Source organism: Thaumasiovibrio subtropicus, from assembly GCF_019703835.1.
Classification (GTDB): domain Bacteria; phylum Pseudomonadota; class Gammaproteobacteria; order Enterobacterales; family Vibrionaceae; genus Thaumasiovibrio; species Thaumasiovibrio subtropicus.
In genome coordinates this window covers 1,835,120-1,853,948 of sequence record NZ_AP023054.1, presented here as the reverse complement: position 1 = coordinate 1,853,948, position 18,829 = coordinate 1,835,120, and the positions used below count along the sequence as shown (strand labels likewise).

Below are 18,829 nucleotides of genomic sequence, written 5' to 3'. Positions count from 1 at the left end.
GCAAAAAAATGCCCGCTTGTTCTCAAAGCAGGCATTTATAAAAAGATGATGAATTTATTTCATACGTTTTACAGACTTACGTACTACCAATTCGGGCTCCATGACGAATAATTGGCTATCGTGTTCTTTATCTTTAATTCTCGCCATCAGTAACTCGACTGCCTTTTTACCTAAACGGTGCTTAGGCTGGTGAATTGTCGTTAAAGGTGGTGAAAAGTAAGGAGATAAATCAATGTTGTCATAGCCAATCACCGAAATATCGTCTGGTACACTAATACCTGCCTGCTCAAACGTACTGATTAACGCCATCGCCATAATGTCATTGAAGCAGAAGATAGCAGTAGGGCGTTGATCCATTGCGATGAAATCTTGCGCCGCTTTCACTGCCGTTTCGCACTCAAAGTCGCCTTCGATAATCCAATCTTGATTGATAGGCAAGTTCGCCTCTTGCATCGCGGCACTGAATCCTTTCATGCGCTCGACACAGGTATTGCGCTGCAAATGGCCTGACACACAACCAATCTCTTGGTGGCCATTGTCGATGAAGTGACGCGTGGCGAGATACGCCCCTTTCTCTGCGTTATCGCGAATCTTATCTGTGGTAACAGATTCTGGTCCCCAGTCCATAATGACCATCGGTAGATCTTTTTGACGATTGAGAATGGCAAGTAGTTCGTCATCAAGATCTGAGCACATGACGAGAAGACCATCGACGCGTTTTTCAGCTAACATGCGTAGGTAATCACGCTGTTTGTTAAAGTTGCCTTCGGTATTACATAGAATCAGTGTGTAGCCGGCTTTGTAGCAATACTCTTCAACGCCGTGAACCACCTCGGCAAAGAAAGGGTTGTTAGATTTGGTTACTAACATGCCAATAGTGCGGGTAGAGTTACACTTCAAACTACGCGCAACGGCACTTGGCGCATAGTTGAGTTCGTCGATTGCTTCCCACACTTTTTTCTGCGTAGCTTCTGCGACGAATCGAGTTTTGTTGATTACGTGCGAGACAGTCGTCGTTGAGACGCCAGCCATGCGCGCAACATCTTTAATGGTTGCCATTTTTTTCTTCTAATATCGTATCTGCCAGCAGTACGCATCGCTGGCTATTATTGAGTGGTTGCGTGTAAACGGTCACAGCAACATTTCATTATGTAATCGCTTGCGTTCACATTCTACTGAGTAAGGACGATAGTGCAATCTTTATGAAATGATATACGGAATTTTAGCGCGACATTGTGATATCAGGGGTACCACTTGCGGCATTTCTCACCACTTGTCTACGTGTTTATCACTATTCAGCACTATGGGTTTACGAATTGCTTGGGTAGTTTATACGCTCGATGCAATCCCATCTCGAGTTACTGGCCGTATTTGCAGTCTGTGTCATTAAATAACATCATGGTGTAGTGTGGTGCCTTTGATACTGTTCAATACAGTAACTTAAGTCGTATATCAAAAAAGCTTGAAGCAGTTCTGCACTGGTTGCATAAAAACCAAAGCGGTCATTTTGACTAACGCGATCGACAAACTGGGGGACCCATTTGACGAGGTAACGCTGGATAATGTCGATTTGATCATTGAGGTGTCTCGCAATTTGCTGGTCGCTTTCATGTTTATTCATATTAATGATTAAGTTACCAACAAAGTCGAGAATAATCGCAATGTGATCTGCGGGTTCATTATGTTGCGCATCTAAACCGATTTGATGTTCTATCAGTAGTGCGCGAATTTCTTGTGCGGTTTCGCCGTGGGTTAATTTATCTTGGCTTAAATAGACTGAGGCATAAGGTATTGCACTGGCGCGATCACCTGTTAGAAATAAACTACAAAAATCTGCGGCAAGCTCTAATTGTACATCTTCTCGGGAATTTAACCGGGTGAGGGCATGAGAGAAATGTTCTGAGGCATCTTGTAGCTCTTCTGCTTCTGACAACTGCTGAATAAAAGCAAGAAACTGTGGACTCATATAATGCTGCAGTTGTTTCTCTGTTAGTTCAGTAAAAAACAAAGAAGAAAACCACCAGTACATTTGGGCACGGTTTTCATTAATCAATGGGTCGTTCATAGCCACATCTACACTCTGCATAACACACTGAAAGTATAGATGCTTTTTAAGGAGAGCAAAAAGAAGATGCTTATTTGAATATACTCAAGTCACCTCAAGATGCTTGTTCAGCGCGAGTTTCTAGGTTTGCCATCGCGGCACTGCTTTGAAGGTCTAGTCGACTACATCAAAAAGCAGTAACAAAGGTGGCGAGCCAAAAAACTCGCGCTTTGGGAAGCGACTAGCGCCCCGATTTCTGCGTTAAATGTGTTCGAAAGGGGAAAGCCATTCCGTTACCCCTTTGCCTTGAACTCGCCGCGTTAGTCTGCTTCCTGTTGCTTGCTTCTTAAGCTTTGCCTGTTGAGGCGGCGGTAGTTGATTACTGTCGTGCGTTTATCTGTCTCGCAAGCTCGAGCAATTTAGGCAGGCTAATGATGCTCTGCTTAGCGATATCACTTTGCTCATCAAGGACACATTCAAGAATTTCTTCTGTGGTGAGCGGGTTAGCCAGTACAACCCGGAATACCGTGGTGATGCGACGATCCCAGCGCGCGGGATTGATACGCGTACGAGAGACAAAAGACTTACCAGACTCACGTTGGCGCTTTTGAATGAACTTGGTTAGGTCATTGAGAAGCTCATGTAGGCGAGTCACTTCTTCTTGTGTCCCTTTATCCAGCGCGTGTTGCACCTCGACAGGGACATAGCGATAGGTCAGCAAGCAGAGTTCAGGTCGGGTAACGAGTTCAAACTCAGGACGGCTATCAATTAAGTGAGCAAAATTGTCCGCCATGGTGATACCACGGTCGATCAACATTTCGTAGCCTTGGCGGCTAATAACGTTAAGGCATGCAAAGAGCAGCATAGCCATCCCGCTTCGCGATCCTTCAAGGGTATGGCTACCGAGATCTTTAGAGCCTTTACGCAGAATATACTCGGCGTGATGCTCAATCGAAGCCATGGACGCCGGGTTTTTGAAAATCACCATACCGGCACCCATAGGGACATAAAGCTGTTTGTGAGCATCAATGGTGACGGAATCTGCGCGTTCAATGCCTTTTAACAGGTGGCGATGGTTGTCAGACATTAAGGTAGCGCCACCCCAAGCGGCATCAACGTGAAAATGGCAATCGTGCGCTTGCGCAATATCGGCGAGGGCGTCAAGTGGGTCTATGTTGCCCGTTTCTGTGGTGCCAGCAACCCCGACAATCGCAAAAGGCTTAATATTGTTGGCTTTGAGCTCCGCCAGTTTCTCATTCAGTGCGTCTAGGTCGATACGATTATCGTCATCGGTTTTGACAGGGATAAGGCTGCGACGGCCAATGCCGAGGACATCTGCCGCCTTTTTCAATGAATAGTGACCACGTTCAGAGACCAATACGGCGATATCGTCATAGCCATAGTGGCGCATGGCACGGAACAACCCTTCTTGAGCGACGCCTTGAAAATCGCCGTCAGCCTTTAAGAGGTTATTTCTTGCAACCCAGAGTGCGGTGATGTTCGCAATGGTACCACCAGAACAAAATGCGCCGAGTGAATGTTCCGCGCTGTGCATCCAAGTGTCGTAGAAGTCACTCTGTTGCTGATAGATCAGATTATGTAACATGCCTAACACTTGACGCTCTAGGGGCGTAAAGGCTTTCGAGGTCTCAATCTTCACCAAGTTCTGGTTGAGACCGATCATGATTTTAGATAACGGCATCAGGAAGTAGGGAAGGGCTGATGTCATGTGGCCGATAAAACTGGGCGCAGAGGTATGCACAGATTGCGCCACCAGTTTTTCTAGCAAAAATTCGGTGTGCTCTGAAACGTAGCTCGGGTGTTCAGGAATATCTGCACCACTGAAGTCTTTTTCGATCTCGGCGAGGGGCTTCTCTTTTGCGGCAATGTGGGTGCGCAGAAAGTCGTTAAGGTTCGCAGAGATTTGAGTCTCTATGGAACTGAGTGTTGAGCCCGGCGCTTCTGGTATGGTGAAAATGCGAAACAGATTTTCTAGCGTCGCTTCAGCAGGTTTTGTGAAAGTTGACATTTTTTGTCCAGCGTCCCTTTTGGCTTTATTTGTCGTTTTTCTTCTAAGTGCCAACGCAAATGGTGATTCAAAAAACAGAGGGTATCTGAATTATATGAGAAAAAAAACCGCTTTGACCGTAAGGAAAAGTAAGAAGCGAGTGCAATTGGTGATAAAACGGGCATTCACCATTATTTGATGTGGAAAGTGATGTTGGTTCAGCGAAAGGTAGGAAATATTTAATGACAAAGAGGTGACGCTGTCACCCCTTTATCGAACGGACTAGAAACGATAGTTCATGCCCACTGAAGTGAGTAGACTGTCTTCGTCGTAGAAATCGATATTCGAATCTGTCTCATTGTAGCCAATCAAACTGATCACCGACCAGTTCTTCCAACCGAGGGGCTCACGATACTCATAAGCGACGAAAATGCTGTAGTCGCTGTCATCGCGCGTTTTATTGTAAATAGGATGGGATTGATCAAACGAAGATGACCCAAAACCGAATGTGGTAACAATTGAGCTGCGGCGCGTGTTCAGAATGACCGATGCTTCCGCACCAATGCGCTGATAGGCCATGGCATCACCTTTAGCACCATAATCGAGATAATCGATCGCAGCGCGCAGAATCAAACCACGATTGACCATATAGGCATAACCGAGCTCGGAAAAGAGCACGTCTGCGTTGCGGTCTAATTGGGATTTGTTGATAGCCGCAAAGCTAGGGTCTGTGGTGCCGCTTTTTTCATTTTCAATCTCAATCTCACCCGCGGCGATTTCCCAACTAACGCCACTGCCTACGATATTGTTAGCCTGAAAGCGAAACGCTTTTGAGTTGGTATCTGAAATGACACGCGTTTGATTGGCGACATAGGGGTCCTGCCAAGTTTCACTGTCGACGATGCCGGGAATCACGCTAAAAGAGAGCTGTGTGCTGTTTGCTAGCCAATGACGATAGCCAAACTCAAGGTGTAAGCGACCAACCGCCACATCGGCGCGGCTTGCACCGAGAAAGAGTTGGCTCTGCTTATTGTTGAAGGTGTAATTGAGGTTGCCGAGTGGGGCAATGGTTGAATCAGACTCTTTTTCTCCCTTTTCATAGATACTGTCGGTGACAGCGCCGTCGTCCATGTTGAACTGTGAATGACCGGAGGTGTAAAACACACTGACACCTATATCGCCGGAAAAGCCATTGTCTTTCGGGGGCATCACATTTGCCGAGACCGAAGCGGAAGTTAAAAGTGTTGCGGTGATCAGTGTTGCCAGTGTGTTTCTTTGCATAGCGCCTACCGTAAGTTATTGTTGGCAGTTCATCTCCGCCAACTGAGTCATTTTTTCGTTATAGGACTTTAGCGGACCATCAATTTTGTCTGGGTGACTTAACAGGTCAGCAAAAGCACTGCGTAATTGGTAATTCTGTTTATGGGGTTTCGCTTGTCGCAGTTCATACATTGCTTTGGCATCATCAGAAAGTGCGTGTTGACTCTCAGAAAGTGCACGAATCTCGGCTTGGTCTAGTGTTAACCAAGACTCAACAGATAATGCTAACTGCAATTTTTCAGGTTCATTGCTGAGGTACCAATCGACTGCGGTGCGATTAAACAAGAAGTGAGTGCGACGGCCATTGAGGAACCATTCTGCTACATCGGTGAGCGATTCATCTTGTTCTACAGCAACGCTGACGAGGTCTTGATACCACTCAAGGCTTGCGTCTACGTAGTTGTGGTACATCTCACTTTGACACTCTTTTTCACCAGCCTTCACGGTTAAAGCAGTGAGTGCCAATGTTATTGCTAGGGTCATGCGCTTCATACTACTTCCTATATATTTCGTTGATATTGAAGATGAAGTTTACCCTGAAGAGTGTAACGCGAACGTTATGAAACTGAAAATCAATTATGCGTACATGATACCTTTTAAGAGGAAAAAAACAACACCCGAAGGTGCTGTTTTTCGTCTTTGGAACGGTTTGTCTTCGTTGGATGACTATTTACTGTTCATCGCACGGCGAATACACAGTGCTGCGCCACCCCAAGTACAACCGAAGCCAATGATCATCATTATAATTGCGCTTATGTCCATCTTAAGCCTCCGTGACGTCAGTAACTGGTTTGCTTGCTACATTGACAATAGCAGCGACAATAAACATGGCAGCGACCAGTCCCCAACCGAAGATATTTTGATCAAATTGTGGGTAACCGCCGTAGCCTTCTTTTAGCGTCGTCAACAGATTGTTACCCAAGATGATCGCCAGCAACACGGGGCTAATAAACTTCAGGCAGAAATCAAACCATTGACCAACAGAGAGCTCAGAAACACTGTTAGCGTGTGTGCGTAGTTCAGGTAGTTTGTTTACAACCCAGCCGATAAGGATAAGCTCAATCAAGCAGCTACCAAGCAGAGCAACGTTGTTCATGAAGTAGTCGACCAAGTCGAGTAGTAGTAGACCACCATTGGTCGCAAATGCCATTGAAAGTCCAGCACCGATACCACACACCAAGATAGCCGCCACTTTACGTGATAGTTTGGTCTTATCGATCACCGCAGAAGTCACCGCTTCAATGATAGAAATCATTGAGCTTAGGCCTGCGACAGTCAAAGCGAAGAAGAAGAGTGGGCCAAGAATGTGCGGCGCTGGTAACAAGTTAATTGCGGTTGGTAGTGTAACAAACGCTAGGCCAACACCGCTTTCAACTACATCAGTAACTGGGACACCTTGTTGGTGCGCCATGTAACCTAAGATGCTGAAGATCATCACACCAGCCATGATAGAGAAACCACAGTTGATGAAGACTGTCATCATGGCGTTGTTGTTGATGTCAGACTTCTCTGGCAAATAGCTTGAATAGGCCAACATGATGGCAAAGCCCACACTCAGTGTGAAGAAGATTTGACCGTATGCTGCAGACCAGACGGTAGGATCAAGGATACGGCTGAAGTCAGGCTTAAACATAAAGTTAAGGCCATCTGTCGCACCCGGCAAGAAGCCGACACGTACAATCAGGGCAAGCACCATAATGAACAGCAATGGCATCATGATCTTACTTGCGCGTTCAATGCCACCTTTAACGCCACCAAAGATAGCGGCAAAGGTAATGCCCCACGCGAGTAGCATTGGTCCCGCGATATGCGATTGGATAGCACCTAGGCTACTAGGTGTATTGTCGCCACCGAGTTTCAGGTATTCGCTAAAGAAGAAGCCATTAGGATCCGTACCCCAACTTTGCTTAAACGCGAAGCCTATATAAGAGATTGCCCAACCGATGACGGCAACGTAGTAAATTGCGATAACCGCTGCAATAAAGACTTGGAACCAGCCTAGCCACTCAAGTTTGGCATTAATTTTACCGAATACACGAGGTGCAGCGCCACGAAGACGGCTACCCATGGTGAATTCCATGATCATGAATGGGATACCTGCGGTGAGCATGGCAAAAAGGTAAGGAATAAAGAAGGCGCCACCACCGTTTTCGTAAGCCATATAAGGGAATCGCCAGATGTTGCCCAAGCCTATCGCTGAGCCAACAGCAGCTAATATGAATCCTACGCGGGATCCCCACTGTTCTCGTTGCATTTTAAACTCCTAGTAGTTATATGCCCTAACTATTTCCTTTAGTTTAGGGGATACTTCTTATTTGATTTATGTTGTGTTTGCGAATTCGGGATGATTCGCTAAATGTGACCTGTGCAGATTATCGTTTGATAGATGATAACTCAATAGATGATGTTTCTGCTTTGTTACGTTTTAGTAATGTAATAAACCGACATTTATCTCGTTAGTGGTAATATGTAAGCGTGTTACTGGGGTGATTCTCGTCACATTCTCTATTTATTGTCGAGATGGCAGAATATTATTTTTATTTCTGTTTATAGTGTTTAATCTGATTTGTGGTTGAAAATTACACAGTGGCACTAAAAAGTTGCGGCATAGCGATATTTAAATGTTGTTAACTCGCTGTTGATTGGTGTTTGGTGCTGTAATGTGTGTTTTTATTCACACGGTAAGATCGCGGTGCACGGTTTTTCGTGCTTTAGTAAATAGAGTTGCATTGCATGTGAATGTTTAGTCGTGGATGCTTGTTGGTAAAATGTTGCAATAGAACAAAAAATAAACGCCACCCAAGTTGTCACGATAAAACCTTTCTAAAATTAAGGCTAAGTTTCAGTGTTGTGAATTTGTTAACACTTTGTATTTTTAAAGTGTTTTATACTCATCGTGTTGGGGTTGCATATTGAATTAAAGACAGCATGCTTAGGGGAGAAGAGTCATGGATACAGAATTGAAACTTGCGTTGACCTTTGCGGGCGGCATCTTGCTGATGATTTTAGCGTTTGGTCTTATGGCGATCAGTTTTTAATTTAAACGCGTGTGATGAAAGAGAGAGGTAGCCAACTGGCTACCTCTTTGCGTTTATCAAGCAAGCACACCTTGAAGCCAAGGCCAGCCTTGTTTTTTGCGGCTTAGGGTGTTTTCCATGATTAGCACTCCGCTTTCTGCGTGTGCATCAATCTTGCTGCTCCATTCGCCTTTGTAGAGTAAACGCGTGGTGCTGGTGGTGATATCGGTAAGCATCAGGGCAGCAAACGCGAGGCTTTCTTCTGAACAGCGACGCTCGAGATCCGCCTCAAGTGCGTCGATCTGATCAGCGACTTGATCCATAGTCGCTAGCTCTACTTGACCGACAATCACTTGACGATCGTTGAATGGGTATGCTTTTAAGTCTTTCTCGACAAGCTCTGCAGGGGTTAGACCTTCAATGTCCGTTTTTGCAATGAGCAGGTTTTTAATGAAAGCATCAAGATCTTCCACGCCTGCTAGTGGCGCGAGCTCCGCAACGGCTTGCTTATCTTTATCGGTACAGGTAGGAGAGGCAAAACCGACCGTATCGCTGAGAATGGCGGATAGCATCAATGTCGCGATAGGGCGAGTGATCTCAGCATTCTCCATTTTAAACAGGTTGAACAGAATCGTTGAGGTACAACCTACTGGCCAAATCCATGCTTCGAGTGGATTTGTTGTGGTCACGTCACCAAGGCGGTGGTGATCAACGATACCTAGAATCTCAGCTTGTGCGATATCGTCTGGGCCTTGTGCCAGATCTGAGTAGTCAACCAACCAAATGTTCTCACCAGCCACTTCCGTGCGAAGCTCAGGTTTATCCATACCTGCTTTCTCGAGGATGAATTGCGTTTCGCGGTTAATTTCACCTTGGCGAATCGCTTTCGCTTCCAAACCACGTGCTTTAAGTAGTGCTTCTGCCACTAGAGCAGAACAGATGCTGTCACTATCTGGGTTTTTGTGTCCGACAACGAGAATCATTTTGTGTCCTTTGTTTGGGTGGGCTTTCGCCACTTAACTCAATTTTAATCGGACACATTCTAGAGGGACGCCCTTAAATAACAACTTTTTTCGTAGGGTATTAGCGTCAAAGGGCGATTTATGGTGGCTTTTACGTCGATTGCGAATGAAACTTTGCGAAGTCGTTAAAATTCATCGGTTTGGCAAAGTAGAAACCCTGCATAAGCGTTACGCCCTGCGCAATGAGATAGTCGACTTGTTGTTTTGTCTCGACGCCTTCTGCAATGAGCGTGAGGTTTGCAGTATGACCAAATTGAATGATTGATTGAAGAATGTTGCGCTTCAAATCTTCTGTGCCAACGGTATCAACAAACATTTTGTCAATTTTCAATGTTTGAATAGGCAGTGTCTGAAGATAGCTAAACCCGCCATAGCCTGTGCCTGCGTCGTCCAACTTAATTTCGATGCCTTTCTTGTCGAGGCGATTCATCGCTTCTGAAGCGGCACTTATGTTTTTGAAGGGTGTCCGTTCCGTCACTTCAATCGCGACGGCAGAGGCACGCATCTCATGCTTGTCGATAATACTGAGCACATAGCTAATAAACTGTGCATCTTCTAATTGTGCTGGAGTGACATTAATACTGGCGAACAGGGTATTGTTTTCCCAGTTTAACGAAGAGATATCGCTCAGCACTTGCTGAAACAATGACTCAGTGATGGCGGCAATTTGCCCATTCTCTTCTGCAAAAGGAATAAACGCATTGGGTGGAATGAGTTCGCCATTGGGTTTAATCCAACGAACTAGCACCTCACAACCGACCATGTCACCACTATTGGCATCCACAATGGGGTGGTAGTAAGGGACAAATTCGTTGTTCTCAATCCCTAGCTGAATAAGTTCTGCTAATGATTCGGCTTTTGAGCGAAAGAGCGCCCAGAGTCCACATACTAGAAACGACGCCGCCAACAGGTACCAGAAAAAGCGTTGTTGTGGTCGCCCCGCGTAATAGTGAACAGCATCATCGTTGGCTTCTACGAGCAGATCAAAACCTGTCACCAATGGTAAGTTTGCCAATACCTTATATTCTCGGGCGCTATGTTTTGGATAAATAGGCAGCGTGTTGCCTGATTCATTGACTAAGGTAAGGCTGACGCACGCGGGACAGTCATTATAATCAATGAAAATGTGCGGAAACGGATCGGTGAGTACCCGATATAGGCGGTCGCCAAACGTGAGTTCGATATAAAAGCGTTTGTCATGATACAAACCAAGCCGATAAGAAATGGTTTCATCCTCGTCGAAGGATGCCACGACGACTTGAGGGTCAACGACGGGCGTCAAGCCATATTGATTACAGATACCGTTATTCATCACCACTTCAATCATCTTTATGCCAGATGACGATTCGCTGACGTCACGGATCATATCAACGGTGTTAATCATGCACTCATTAGGGAGCTGTTGATCAAGCGCTTCCACTTCGTCATAGATGGAACTGAAACGCCCTTGATAAAAGTAGGTGAGGGCATCGAGTTTCGATTTTACGTCTTGCTTTAAGACATAGTTACCATATGGCTCTTTGGTGAAGTAAAGAGTCAGCGTACAGAGTAGCAATAGCCCTAGCGCTTCAAGCCAACGGCGATAATTCCGGATTCGCATGGCAACCTATTGAAAGTAAGACGATACCTAAGTCTACTGAATTTTCACTGATTGTTCTATTTGTCGGCTGTATTTATTCGGTTAAGCCATGTTTTGACGCATATTGGGCGAGCTCCGCGACTGACTGAATATCCAGCTTATGACGGATATTTTGTCGATGGGTCTCAACGGTACGGCAACTGATCTCTAAAAGCTGTGCGATTTTCTTATTGCTTAGCCCCTTGGATACCAGAGCAAGAACCTTTTCTTCCCTGCGGCTGAGTGGTGTTGCTTGTCGTGTGGGTTGCGTTGTCACATTGGGTTGAAAAAGTGTTTTTGTGACCGTTTGGCAGAAATAAGTCGCACCTTGGTAGACCGTTTGAATCGCGTTTACCATCTCTTCAGCAGAGATCTCTTTGAGAATGTACCCCATCGCGCCTGCTTCCATGACTTGGACAATGTACTCGCGATTATCATGCATGGTGAGCATGAGTATTTTGATATCGGGTTGCGTTTGCTTGAGGTGTTTCGTGGCTTCGAGTCCATTCATAACGGGCATGCTAAAGTCCATCAGCACGACATCGGGCTGATGTTCTGCTACCGCTTCAATTGCCTGCTGCCCGTTGTTGGCAGTGGCCACAACGTCGATAGAGGCTTCGTTGGTTAATCGCGCAACAAACCCTTCTAGCACTACCTGATGGTCGTCAACGATGAGCACACGGATACTACTCATAAGGCCTCCTTTTCTAATTCTAATGTCACGGTGATCTCTGTACCGTAGTTTGCTTCTGTGACTATCTCAAACTCGCCACCGATAAACTCAATACGTTCTCGCATATTGCGTAAGCCAATACCGTCGCCATCTAAGGCTTGGCTCAGTGAGAATCCGCGTCCATTGTCGCGGATAATCAACTGTAGTAGCTCCCCAAAGCGTTCAACGATCAGTTCGACCTGTGTCGCTTGGGCATGCTTCTGAATATTGGACATGGATTCTTGTATGACACGATACAGGGTCGTGACCCAATCGTTACTCAAGGGTAAGGGGGCATCGGTCAGCATTAAGTTGACTGGCAGTTCCGTATGGGCAGAGAAATCGTCAGCGAGTGTCTTGATCGCAGCGGCGAGACCGATGTCATCAAGGGAACTGGGACGTAAGCTGTGAGAAATTTGCCGAAGATCTGTGATGGCTCGAACGAGTGCATGTTGACCTTTTTCAAATGCGCTGTGATCGAGTTCGCCATCAAGTTGTTTTTGATAAAGCTCGAAATGGCATTTACTGGAGATAAGCAGTTGATTAATTCCATCATGTAGCTCGCGGGCTAAGTGCTTTTTCTCACTTTCTTGAAACATGACTGTTTTGTGGGCGAGCGCCTTAAGATTGCTGTCTGCCAAGCGATGTTCGTGCAGATTAATGGCCAGCGTCACCACGATGATGACCAGTACGGTAACCCCGAGTAAGGCACACACCGTGACGAATGTTGTGCGAATATTACTCTTTACCGTGGTGCGAATATCATCGAGCTGCTCATGAATATCTTCAATGTATAGGCCAGTGCCTATCATCCAGTTCCATTCATCGAGCCAGCGTGCATAACTGAGTTTTGTGACAACGTCACCTGTCGACGGCTTTCGCCATTCATATTGATGAAAACCACCGCCTTCACGAGCGGCCTCAATAAGATACTGGATGAGAAAGTTGCCTCTCTCATCCTGCAAGTCATACAGATTTTGCCCTATGAGTTCAGGCATGATGGGGTGAACGAGATTTTTTCCTTGCTCATCGTAGACAAAGAAATAGCCATCTTCACCATAACTCAATGAATTGAAGACCTCTTTAACAGCCACTTGCGCTTCGCTATCGCTTAGGGAGGGGTCGGTTAAAATGTGGTTGATGCTGTCAAAAGCTAAGTCGAGATGATCTTTAAGTGCTTGCTCGCGATTGGCGAGCAGGTTTTTTTCGAAGGTCGCGATCTCTTTTTCACCTAGCTGAGAAATTTGGTGCACAGCGATCCACGCCACGGTGAGAGAAATCAACACCAAGGGGAGTAGGGTTAGCACAATAAGTTTCAGCTTAAGTGACATTTCAAACGACCAAATTCCACTATTAACCATTATTTAACAATTTCTTGCGGTGGGATGCTACGACTGAAGTTACAAAGCGTGACTGCGGTAGTGATGAACTAAAAGCAGGAGCCAAGAGTGGCCTCCTGCTTTTTGTGGCAAAGGCGTGTTACATGCCGAAGAAACCCGGGAAGGCGAGTAGCGACGCGACAACCAAGACTTGCAGAATGATAAACGGCATGACACCACGGTAAATATGGCGAGTGGTTACCCCTTGAGGCGCGACACCTTTCAAATAGAACAAACTAAAGCCGAAAGGGGGTGTTAAGAACGACGTTTGTAAGTTCAGTGCGATCAAGATGGCAAACCATGTCATGTTGATATCGAGGATCTGTGCAACAGGTGCCAAGATGGGCACGATGATGAAACAGATCTCTACGAAATCGATAAAGAAACCGAGGATTAAGATAACCAGCATGGTGATGATGAGGAAGCCCCATTTCTCACCTGGGATAGATAGCATCCACTCTTCTACCAAATAATCGCCGCCTGTGTAGGTGAACGCCATCGAAAAGGCGGTAGCACCGAGCAAGATCGCGAAAACCATGGCAGTCACTTTCACTGTCTCATACGCACTGTCATAGAGCATTTTGAACGAGAACTGCCTGTAGACGAGAGCCAAAATGATCGCGCCGACGCCACCAAGTGCGGCTGACTCGGTAGGGGTGGCGATGCCCGCAAAAATTGAGCCGAGTACGACAACAATCAAAGCGAGTGGAGGAATGATCGCCTTTAACGCTGTTTTTACTTCTTCACTGCGGCTGATACTCTCATCGCGTGGAATCGGCTGCGCTGCCTCTGGATTGAAATGGGCATAGATCATGATATAGGCAATGTAGACCCCCACTAACACGAGACCAGGAATAACCGCGGCTTTAAATAAGTCGCCAACAGGGATACCGAGTACGTCGCCGAGTAAGATCAAGACAATAGAAGGAGGGATGATCTGGCCTAATGTGCCCGATGCACAGATGGTACCGCAGGCTAATCCTTTGTCGTAGTTGTACTTCATCATCACAGGCAGAGAGATGAGCCCCATGGCGACGACAGATGCACCAACAACACCGGTAGAGGCCGCTAAAAGAGAGCCAACTAGCACCGTTGAGATAGCTAAACCACCGCGAACACCACCAAAAAGGCGTCCCATTGAAACAAGGAGTTGTTCTGCTAGCTTGGTTTTTTGCAGCACCAAACCCATAAAAATGAAGAGAGGAACCGCCATGAGCACGGTGTTTTGCATGATGCTCATGATACGGAATGGCATAAAGGCGAAGATGTCTGGCCCTTCAGCCCAAACACCGAAGAGTAGGGCGATACCGCCGAAGGTAAACGCAACCGGGAAACCCAGCAGTAGAGCAACCAGTGCGACGATAAACATTATGATACCAACCATGGTAAGAACTCCTTATTTACCGTGCATCAGTTGCGGGTTGAAAATGCGATTGAGCGAATGAAGTAACAGGCCAATGCCGCTAATCGCCATTGAGATAAAGGCCACAGGAATCATGGCTTTGATAATCCAGCGATATCCCAGACCACCGGGGTCGCCGCTCGACTCACCAAGTGCATAGGATTCTTTTGCAAAATCAATCCCATACCAAAATACCAGTAAGCAAAATGGCAACAAGAAGAAGAGGGTGCCGAGGAGATCAATAATGGCTTGTGCTCGATGGCTCAAGCGTTCATAGATGAGGTCGACCCTGACATGTCCCCCTGCTTTCAAGGCATAGGGGACGCCGAGCAAAAAGACCGTAGAAAATAAGTGCCACTCCATTTCTTGGAGAGCGATAGAAACGCTACTGAAGGCGTAGCGTGCGATCACGTCGTAAGTGACATTGACGACGAGAAGCAGAAAAAGCGTGGCTGAAATCCAGCCTAATAGGTCAGAAAAACGGTTAAAGAGCCGCTCTAACATCACCAAATTTCGCATTGAACTTCCTTAATTGCGACACTGGGGTCACTGTTATCCGATGTTGTCACGTTGCGCTAGCAACGATTGCGGTGAGAGATGAAAAAGGGGGCGTTGCCCCCTTTGGTTTGCGGTGTTTATTCGCTGTCGAGATAGGCTTGGGTTGAAATTTCTGTCCATTGACGGATAGTTTTCAAGTATTCAGCTTGAGACTCTAAAATTTCTTTAGCGAGTGGGTCAGCAGCGGCGCGTTCTGCCAATAGCTCATCGTTAGCTTTGCGAATTGCCGCCATGACTTCTGCTGGGAACTGCTTCACTTTAATATTCGGATACTCTTCAAGCATTGAAGCCCAGTTCACGCCGCTCGCATGATTGTTGTGGGTGTACATGTCATAGGCTGCGGTGCGCATTGCCACGCGAAGGATCTCTTGGAGATCTTCAGGTAGGCGCTCCCAAGTACGCTTGTTGACCAAGAATTGCAGTTCGGTCGCTGGCTCATGCCAACCAGTGTAGTAGTACGGCGCGATCTTGTGGAAACCCATGCGAAGATCAAGACCAGGACCGACCCATTCGAGTGCGTCAATCGTACGGCGCTCTAGTGATGTGTATAGCTCGCCGGGAGCGATGTTTGTTGGGCTTGCACCAAGTTTAGCCAGTACTTCGCCTGCAAAACCCGGGATACGCATTTTGAGACCTTTCAAGTCATCCACTGAGTTGATTTCTTTTTGAAACCAGCCGCCCATTTGTACACCTGTATTACCACCAGGGAAGGAAAGTAGGTTGTGAGGACCATACACCTTCTCCATCAGTTCCATTCCACCACCGTGGTAGAACCAAGCGTATTGTTCAGAGGCGACCATACCGAATGGCATAGTGGTAAAGTAAAGCGTATTCGGCACTTTACCTTTCCAGTAGTAAGACGCGGAGTGGCCAAGGTCATATTGACCTGCTTTTACCATGTCAAACACACCTAACGGCGCTTTGTGTTTGTTAGCAGAATCGATACGGATTTGAAGACGTCCATTTGACATCTTTTCGGCCATTTCAGCCATGTTTTTTGTCGCATCACCAAAGATAGGAAAGTTGGGGCCCCATGTTTCGGCAAGTTTTAGGCGGTACACTTTGTCCGCCGCCATCGCGGTTGCAGAGGTGAGTAGAGCGGCACAAGTGCCAAGGGTAATCAGAGTTCGCTTAAGCGAGAAACAGCTAGTTGTCATTGTTATGTCCTTTTGAGACTCGTTATTCGCGACTAAGAATGGGCAATTAATCAGCAATGCGATACCCGCAACAACACGTAGTTGTTAAGAGATTGTTATCGCAATGATAGTCTTTGGTCGTACGTAGTTTTGAGGGTTTTGTACAGTCTGGTCGACGTATCTTATTGAATAAGTGAAATCAGGCGCTAGAAATCAGTACTTTTTGCGCGGTAATTACGTACGTAGTGTTAGCACTCGCTTTGTAACTAAAGTGTGATCATCTTAGAAAAAATAATTGTTATGTTATAACAATTACTGGTTGCGGTTAGGGTGTGATTCTGGTCTACTGCGTATGGAAGTTAATGTCTCAGGCCCCATATAAAAGAAGTGGTTATTTGCTTACCTCCTAGCGTAACTCGTAGAGAAGTTACTTGGGAAAACAGCACCTTTTCGGTATTATCACTCTCTTCTTTTTAGAGTGGCCCTCAGTAGTTTTAGGTAAGTCATGGCAAATGTAAGGGCGCGCGTCGCCTTCAAAGTTGGTAAAAAAAGTCACATTCCCGCAGAGCTTTTGTCCTTTAACGGTCTAGCAACGGACAAAGAGCATGTTGCTATTATCTTTAAAGAAGCAGATAAGTCTGATCAAGCGCCGCTGGTCCGAATGCATTCAGAGTGTCTAACTGGAGACGTATTTCATTCATCTCGATGTGATTGTGGCGAACAACTTGATGAGACGATTGAACGCATGGGTGAGCATGGCGGTATTTTGCTGTACTTACGTCAGGAAGGGCGTGGTATCGGCTTATACAACAAAATTGATGCCTATAAACTGCAAAGCCAAGGTATGAATACGTACGAAGCGAACAATCATCTCGGTTTTGGCGATGATCTTCGTGATTTTACGGAAGCCGCGCAAATGCTACAGGCATTGAGCGTCGACAATGTGCGATTGATTACCAATAACCCTAAGAAAATTCGTGAGTTACAAGAGCATGGCATTGAGATTGATGAAGTTTTAGGGACGCTAGCTCACGTCAAAGACGGTAACGAGCACTACTTGAAAGCAAAAGCGTCTCACGGTAAACACAGACTTAAGTTTGATTAATATACGCTATTACCTCACGTTGCTTGCTCACGCGACTTCTCAGCAAAGCACTTTTTTGAATATATATCGACAGCTTTAAATAAAAAAACCGCCAATTGGCGGTTTTTTTATGCTGGGTGATATCAATCGCGCTTCCACAGGATGTGGCAGAATTTTTCGTCTGGCGTGCGGCTGATCAGCAAGCGAGCAAATACATCATCCAATTCGTCGGTTTCTTCATTAACAAGGCCGATACGGACTTCGCTGTATGCTTCAGCATCGACTTCAAAACCCACATGTTGTGGCCAGTCGGCGCCGGTTTCAATCATTTCAGCGGCACCACGCTCGTCAAACTGTAAAGTGAACAACGCGACATCGGCTGCTTCTAAGTTGTCCGGTGCCATTTCCAAGAAAATGTCGTAGGCAACGTCGATGACTTCATCAACGGATAGTAAATTTTCAGACATAGTAAAGCCTTTATGGAATTGAAACCCCATTATACGCAAGTCATATCAAGATGCACGATGACTTACTTTTGACGGATGAGAAATGCGTTAGTCAGCTCGACTCATGAACTTACGCTCGCCGGTATTAATGCGCACTTTGTCGCCTGTGGCGATATACTCAGGCACTTGCACCGTAAGGCCAGTGGAAAAGCGAGCAGGTTTGGTACGCGCACTGGCAGAGGCCCCTTTAATCGAAGGATCGGTTTCTTCAATCACCAGTTCAACTGACGCGGGTAGTTCTAAACCCACCGCTTGATCGTCGATAGCGAGCACCGATAACCCTTCGATGCTTTCGGTGATAAACAGCAGCTCTTCTTCGATATCTTGGCCGTTGAGCGTGTATTGGGTGTAGTCTTCGACATCCATGAAGATGTACTCTTCGCCATCGATGTATGAAAAGGTGACTTGACGACGATTTAAGTCAACAGCCTCAATCATATCGTCGCCCTTAAAGCGTTCTTCTACTTTGGCTCCCGTTGAGACGTCTTTAAAACGCATCCGATAGAGCGTGGCAGCACCACGTGCGCTCGGGCTTTGTACGTCGATACTCTTCACAATCAGCAGTTTACCGTTGTGAGTCACAGCGGCACCCCGTTTAATTTCACTGGCTTTAGGCATACAAATGTCTCGTTATCATTGAATGGGTCAGACACCGCATCGGGTGTGTGAAACGACAGAAATTAGCATGAAAGCAATTGGCTGCCAATTGTCATATACGTATTTCAACTCACGTTTTTTCAATAACATAGCTCGAAGTTTATCAAAGGTAATCGCCACTATGGTTAAAAATTTCAACCATATAACATTCAGGTATGGTTCATCGTTTTCCTCATAGACTTCGCTGTAACACTCTTCGTCAGTCAAAAAGGATAATTGAAAATGAAAATATGCCTATTACTCACTTTATCACTTGTGCTTGCCAATGCGGCTTATGCCGCATCACGCGATATATGTGGGGAGTTTCAACGCGCAGGAGAAGAGCAACAGTCCCTCATCAATGTGATTGAGTGTCGCAGGAGGTAA

19 protein-coding genes are annotated in these 18,829 nt (G+C 46.1%); 3 read left to right on the top strand and 16 right to left on the bottom strand.

The window, feature by feature from the left end:
• Positions 1-54: 54 nt before the first annotated feature.
• From purR to TSUB_RS08325, 7 genes are all read right to left on the bottom strand, one after another.
• Positions 55-1,059, bottom strand: coding sequence for an HTH-type transcriptional repressor PurR (gene purR / locus TSUB_RS08355; RefSeq protein ID WP_087016094.1), 1,005 nt, complete (start codon positions 1,057-1,059; stop codon positions 55-57).
• 337 nt (positions 1,060-1,396) lie between these two features.
• Positions 1,397-2,053: a molecular chaperone TorD gene (gene torD / locus TSUB_RS08350; RefSeq protein WP_246616336.1), complete on the bottom strand. Its 657-nt coding sequence runs from the start codon at positions 2,051-2,053 to the stop codon at positions 1,397-1,399.
• Between the two features lie 370 nt (positions 2,054-2,423).
• A complete protein-coding gene (gene panP / locus TSUB_RS08345) occupies positions 2,424-4,073 on the bottom strand; it encodes a pyridoxal-dependent aspartate 1-decarboxylase PanP (RefSeq protein ID WP_087016092.1) in 1,650 nt (549 codons plus the stop codon).
• Positions 4,074-4,334: 261 nt separating this feature from the next.
• Complete coding sequence (locus TSUB_RS08340) at positions 4,335-5,333, bottom strand: DUF2860 family protein (protein WP_087016090.1); 999 nt, start codon at positions 5,331-5,333, stop codon at positions 4,335-4,337.
• A gap of 15 nt (positions 5,334-5,348) precedes the next feature.
• A complete protein-coding gene (locus tag TSUB_RS08335) occupies positions 5,349-5,864 on the bottom strand; it encodes a hypothetical protein (protein ID WP_087016088.1) in 516 nt (171 codons plus the stop codon).
• Between the two features lie 174 nt (positions 5,865-6,038).
• Positions 6,039-6,134: a MetS family NSS transporter small subunit gene (locus TSUB_RS08330; RefSeq protein WP_087016085.1), complete on the bottom strand. Its 96-nt coding sequence runs from the start codon at positions 6,132-6,134 to the stop codon at positions 6,039-6,041.
• A gap of 1 nt (position 6,135) precedes the next feature.
• Positions 6,136-7,626 (bottom strand): sodium-dependent transporter, encoded by a 1,491-nt coding sequence (locus TSUB_RS08325; protein WP_087016083.1) that lies wholly within the window; start codon positions 7,624-7,626, stop codon positions 6,136-6,138.
• A gap of 694 nt (positions 7,627-8,320) precedes the next feature.
• Between TSUB_RS08325 and cydH the strand changes: the two genes are divergently transcribed.
• Positions 8,321-8,410: a cytochrome bd-I oxidase subunit CydH gene (gene cydH, locus TSUB_RS08320; protein ID WP_107924937.1), complete on the top strand. Its 90-nt coding sequence runs from the start codon at positions 8,321-8,323 to the stop codon at positions 8,408-8,410.
• A 56-nt stretch (positions 8,411-8,466) separates the two neighbouring features.
• Here the strand turns inward: cydH and TSUB_RS08315 are convergent, their stop codons facing one another.
• From TSUB_RS08315 to TSUB_RS08285, 7 genes are all read right to left on the bottom strand, one after another.
• Positions 8,467-9,372 carry a manganese-dependent inorganic pyrophosphatase gene (locus TSUB_RS08315; RefSeq protein WP_087016081.1) on the bottom strand — a complete coding sequence of 302 codons (906 nt, stop codon included), beginning with the start codon at positions 9,370-9,372 and terminating at the stop codon, positions 8,467-8,469.
• A gap of 130 nt (positions 9,373-9,502) precedes the next feature.
• Entirely contained in the window at positions 9,503-11,011 is a 1,509-nt protein-coding gene (locus tag TSUB_RS08310; RefSeq protein WP_087016079.1) for an EAL domain-containing protein, read from the bottom strand.
• Positions 11,012-11,084: 73 nt separating this feature from the next.
• Entirely contained in the window at positions 11,085-11,723 is a 639-nt protein-coding gene (locus TSUB_RS08305) for a response regulator transcription factor (RefSeq protein ID WP_087016077.1), read from the bottom strand.
• On the bottom strand, positions 11,720-13,072 hold the full coding sequence (locus TSUB_RS08300) for a cache domain-containing protein (protein ID WP_087016099.1): 1,353 nt from the start codon (positions 13,070-13,072) through the stop codon (positions 11,720-11,722). Before TSUB_RS08300 ends, TSUB_RS08305 begins: the two co-directional genes overlap by 4 nt.
• 148 nt (positions 13,073-13,220) lie before the next feature.
• Positions 13,221-14,504 carry a TRAP transporter large permease gene (locus TSUB_RS08295; RefSeq protein ID WP_087016075.1) on the bottom strand — a complete coding sequence of 428 codons (1,284 nt, stop codon included), beginning with the start codon at positions 14,502-14,504 and terminating at the stop codon, positions 13,221-13,223.
• Between the two features lie 12 nt (positions 14,505-14,516).
• A complete protein-coding gene (locus TSUB_RS08290) occupies positions 14,517-15,041 on the bottom strand; it encodes a TRAP transporter small permease subunit (protein ID WP_087016074.1) in 525 nt (174 codons plus the stop codon).
• 116 nt (positions 15,042-15,157) lie between these two features.
• Entirely contained in the window at positions 15,158-16,237 is a 1,080-nt protein-coding gene (locus TSUB_RS08285; protein ID WP_087016072.1) for a TRAP transporter substrate-binding protein, read from the bottom strand.
• Between the two features lie 484 nt (positions 16,238-16,721).
• On the opposite strand from TSUB_RS08285, the gene TSUB_RS08280 reads away from it, so the two are divergent.
• Positions 16,722-17,321: a GTP cyclohydrolase II gene (locus TSUB_RS08280; protein WP_087016070.1), complete on the top strand. Its 600-nt coding sequence runs from the start codon at positions 16,722-16,724 to the stop codon at positions 17,319-17,321.
• A 122-nt stretch (positions 17,322-17,443) separates the two neighbouring features.
• Here TSUB_RS08280 and TSUB_RS08275 read toward each other — a convergent pair whose 3' ends face one another.
• Both TSUB_RS08275 and efpL read right to left on the bottom strand, forming a co-directional pair.
• A complete protein-coding gene (locus tag TSUB_RS08275; RefSeq protein WP_087016068.1) occupies positions 17,444-17,767 on the bottom strand; it encodes an HI1450 family dsDNA-mimic protein in 324 nt (107 codons plus the stop codon).
• Between the two features lie 87 nt (positions 17,768-17,854).
• The gene (efpL, locus tag TSUB_RS08270; protein ID WP_087016066.1) at positions 17,855-18,424 is read right to left on the bottom strand and encodes an elongation factor P-like protein EfpL; all 570 of its coding nucleotides are present in this window, start codon (positions 18,422-18,424) and stop codon (positions 17,855-17,857) included.
• A 261-nt stretch (positions 18,425-18,685) separates the two neighbouring features.
• Between efpL and TSUB_RS08265 the strand changes: the two genes are divergently transcribed.
• On the top strand, positions 18,686-18,829 hold the full coding sequence (locus TSUB_RS08265; protein ID WP_159064737.1) for a hypothetical protein: 144 nt from the start codon (positions 18,686-18,688) through the stop codon (positions 18,827-18,829).

Bases quoted from the DNA above. Each gene is read 5' to 3' on its own strand.
- purR (WP_087016094.1), bottom strand. From the start codon at position 1,059: ATGGCAACCATTAAAGATGTTGCGCGCATGGCTGGCGTCTCAACGACG.
- TSUB_RS08330 (WP_087016085.1), bottom strand. From the start codon at position 6,134: ATGGACATAAGCGCAATTATAATGATGATCATTGGCTTCGGTTGTACT.
- TSUB_RS08265 (WP_159064737.1), top strand. From the start codon at position 18,686: ATGAAAATATGCCTATTACTCACTTTATCACTTGTGCTTGCCAATGCG.
- TSUB_RS08340 (WP_087016090.1), bottom strand. From the start codon at position 5,333: ATGCAAAGAAACACACTGGCAACACTGATCACCGCAACACTTTTAACT.
- efpL (WP_087016066.1), bottom strand. From the start codon at position 18,424: ATGCCTAAAGCCAGTGAAATTAAACGGGGTGCCGCTGTGACTCACAAC.
- TSUB_RS08290 (WP_087016074.1), bottom strand. From the start codon at position 15,041: ATGCGAAATTTGGTGATGTTAGAGCGGCTCTTTAACCGTTTTTCTGAC.
- TSUB_RS08335 (WP_087016088.1), bottom strand. From the start codon at position 5,864: ATGAAGCGCATGACCCTAGCAATAACATTGGCACTCACTGCTTTAACC.
- TSUB_RS08295 (WP_087016075.1), bottom strand. From the start codon at position 14,504: ATGGTTGGTATCATAATGTTTATCGTCGCACTGGTTGCTCTACTGCTG.
- TSUB_RS08325 (WP_087016083.1), bottom strand. From the start codon at position 7,626: ATGCAACGAGAACAGTGGGGATCCCGCGTAGGATTCATATTAGCTGCT.
- cydH (WP_107924937.1), top strand. From the start codon at position 8,321: ATGGATACAGAATTGAAACTTGCGTTGACCTTTGCGGGCGGCATCTTG.
- panP (WP_087016092.1), bottom strand. From the start codon at position 4,073: ATGTCAACTTTCACAAAACCTGCTGAAGCGACGCTAGAAAATCTGTTT.
- TSUB_RS08280 (WP_087016070.1), top strand. From the start codon at position 16,722: ATGGCAAATGTAAGGGCGCGCGTCGCCTTCAAAGTTGGTAAAAAAAGT.
- TSUB_RS08300 (WP_087016099.1), bottom strand. From the start codon at position 13,072: ATGTCACTTAAGCTGAAACTTATTGTGCTAACCCTACTCCCCTTGGTG.
- TSUB_RS08315 (WP_087016081.1), bottom strand. From the start codon at position 9,372: ATGATTCTCGTTGTCGGACACAAAAACCCAGATAGTGACAGCATCTGT.
- TSUB_RS08275 (WP_087016068.1), bottom strand. From the start codon at position 17,767: ATGTCTGAAAATTTACTATCCGTTGATGAAGTCATCGACGTTGCCTAC.
- TSUB_RS08305 (WP_087016077.1), bottom strand. From the start codon at position 11,723: ATGAGTAGTATCCGTGTGCTCATCGTTGACGACCATCAGGTAGTGCTA.
- TSUB_RS08285 (WP_087016072.1), bottom strand. From the start codon at position 16,237: ATGACAACTAGCTGTTTCTCGCTTAAGCGAACTCTGATTACCCTTGGC.
- TSUB_RS08310 (WP_087016079.1), bottom strand. From the start codon at position 11,011: ATGCGAATCCGGAATTATCGCCGTTGGCTTGAAGCGCTAGGGCTATTG.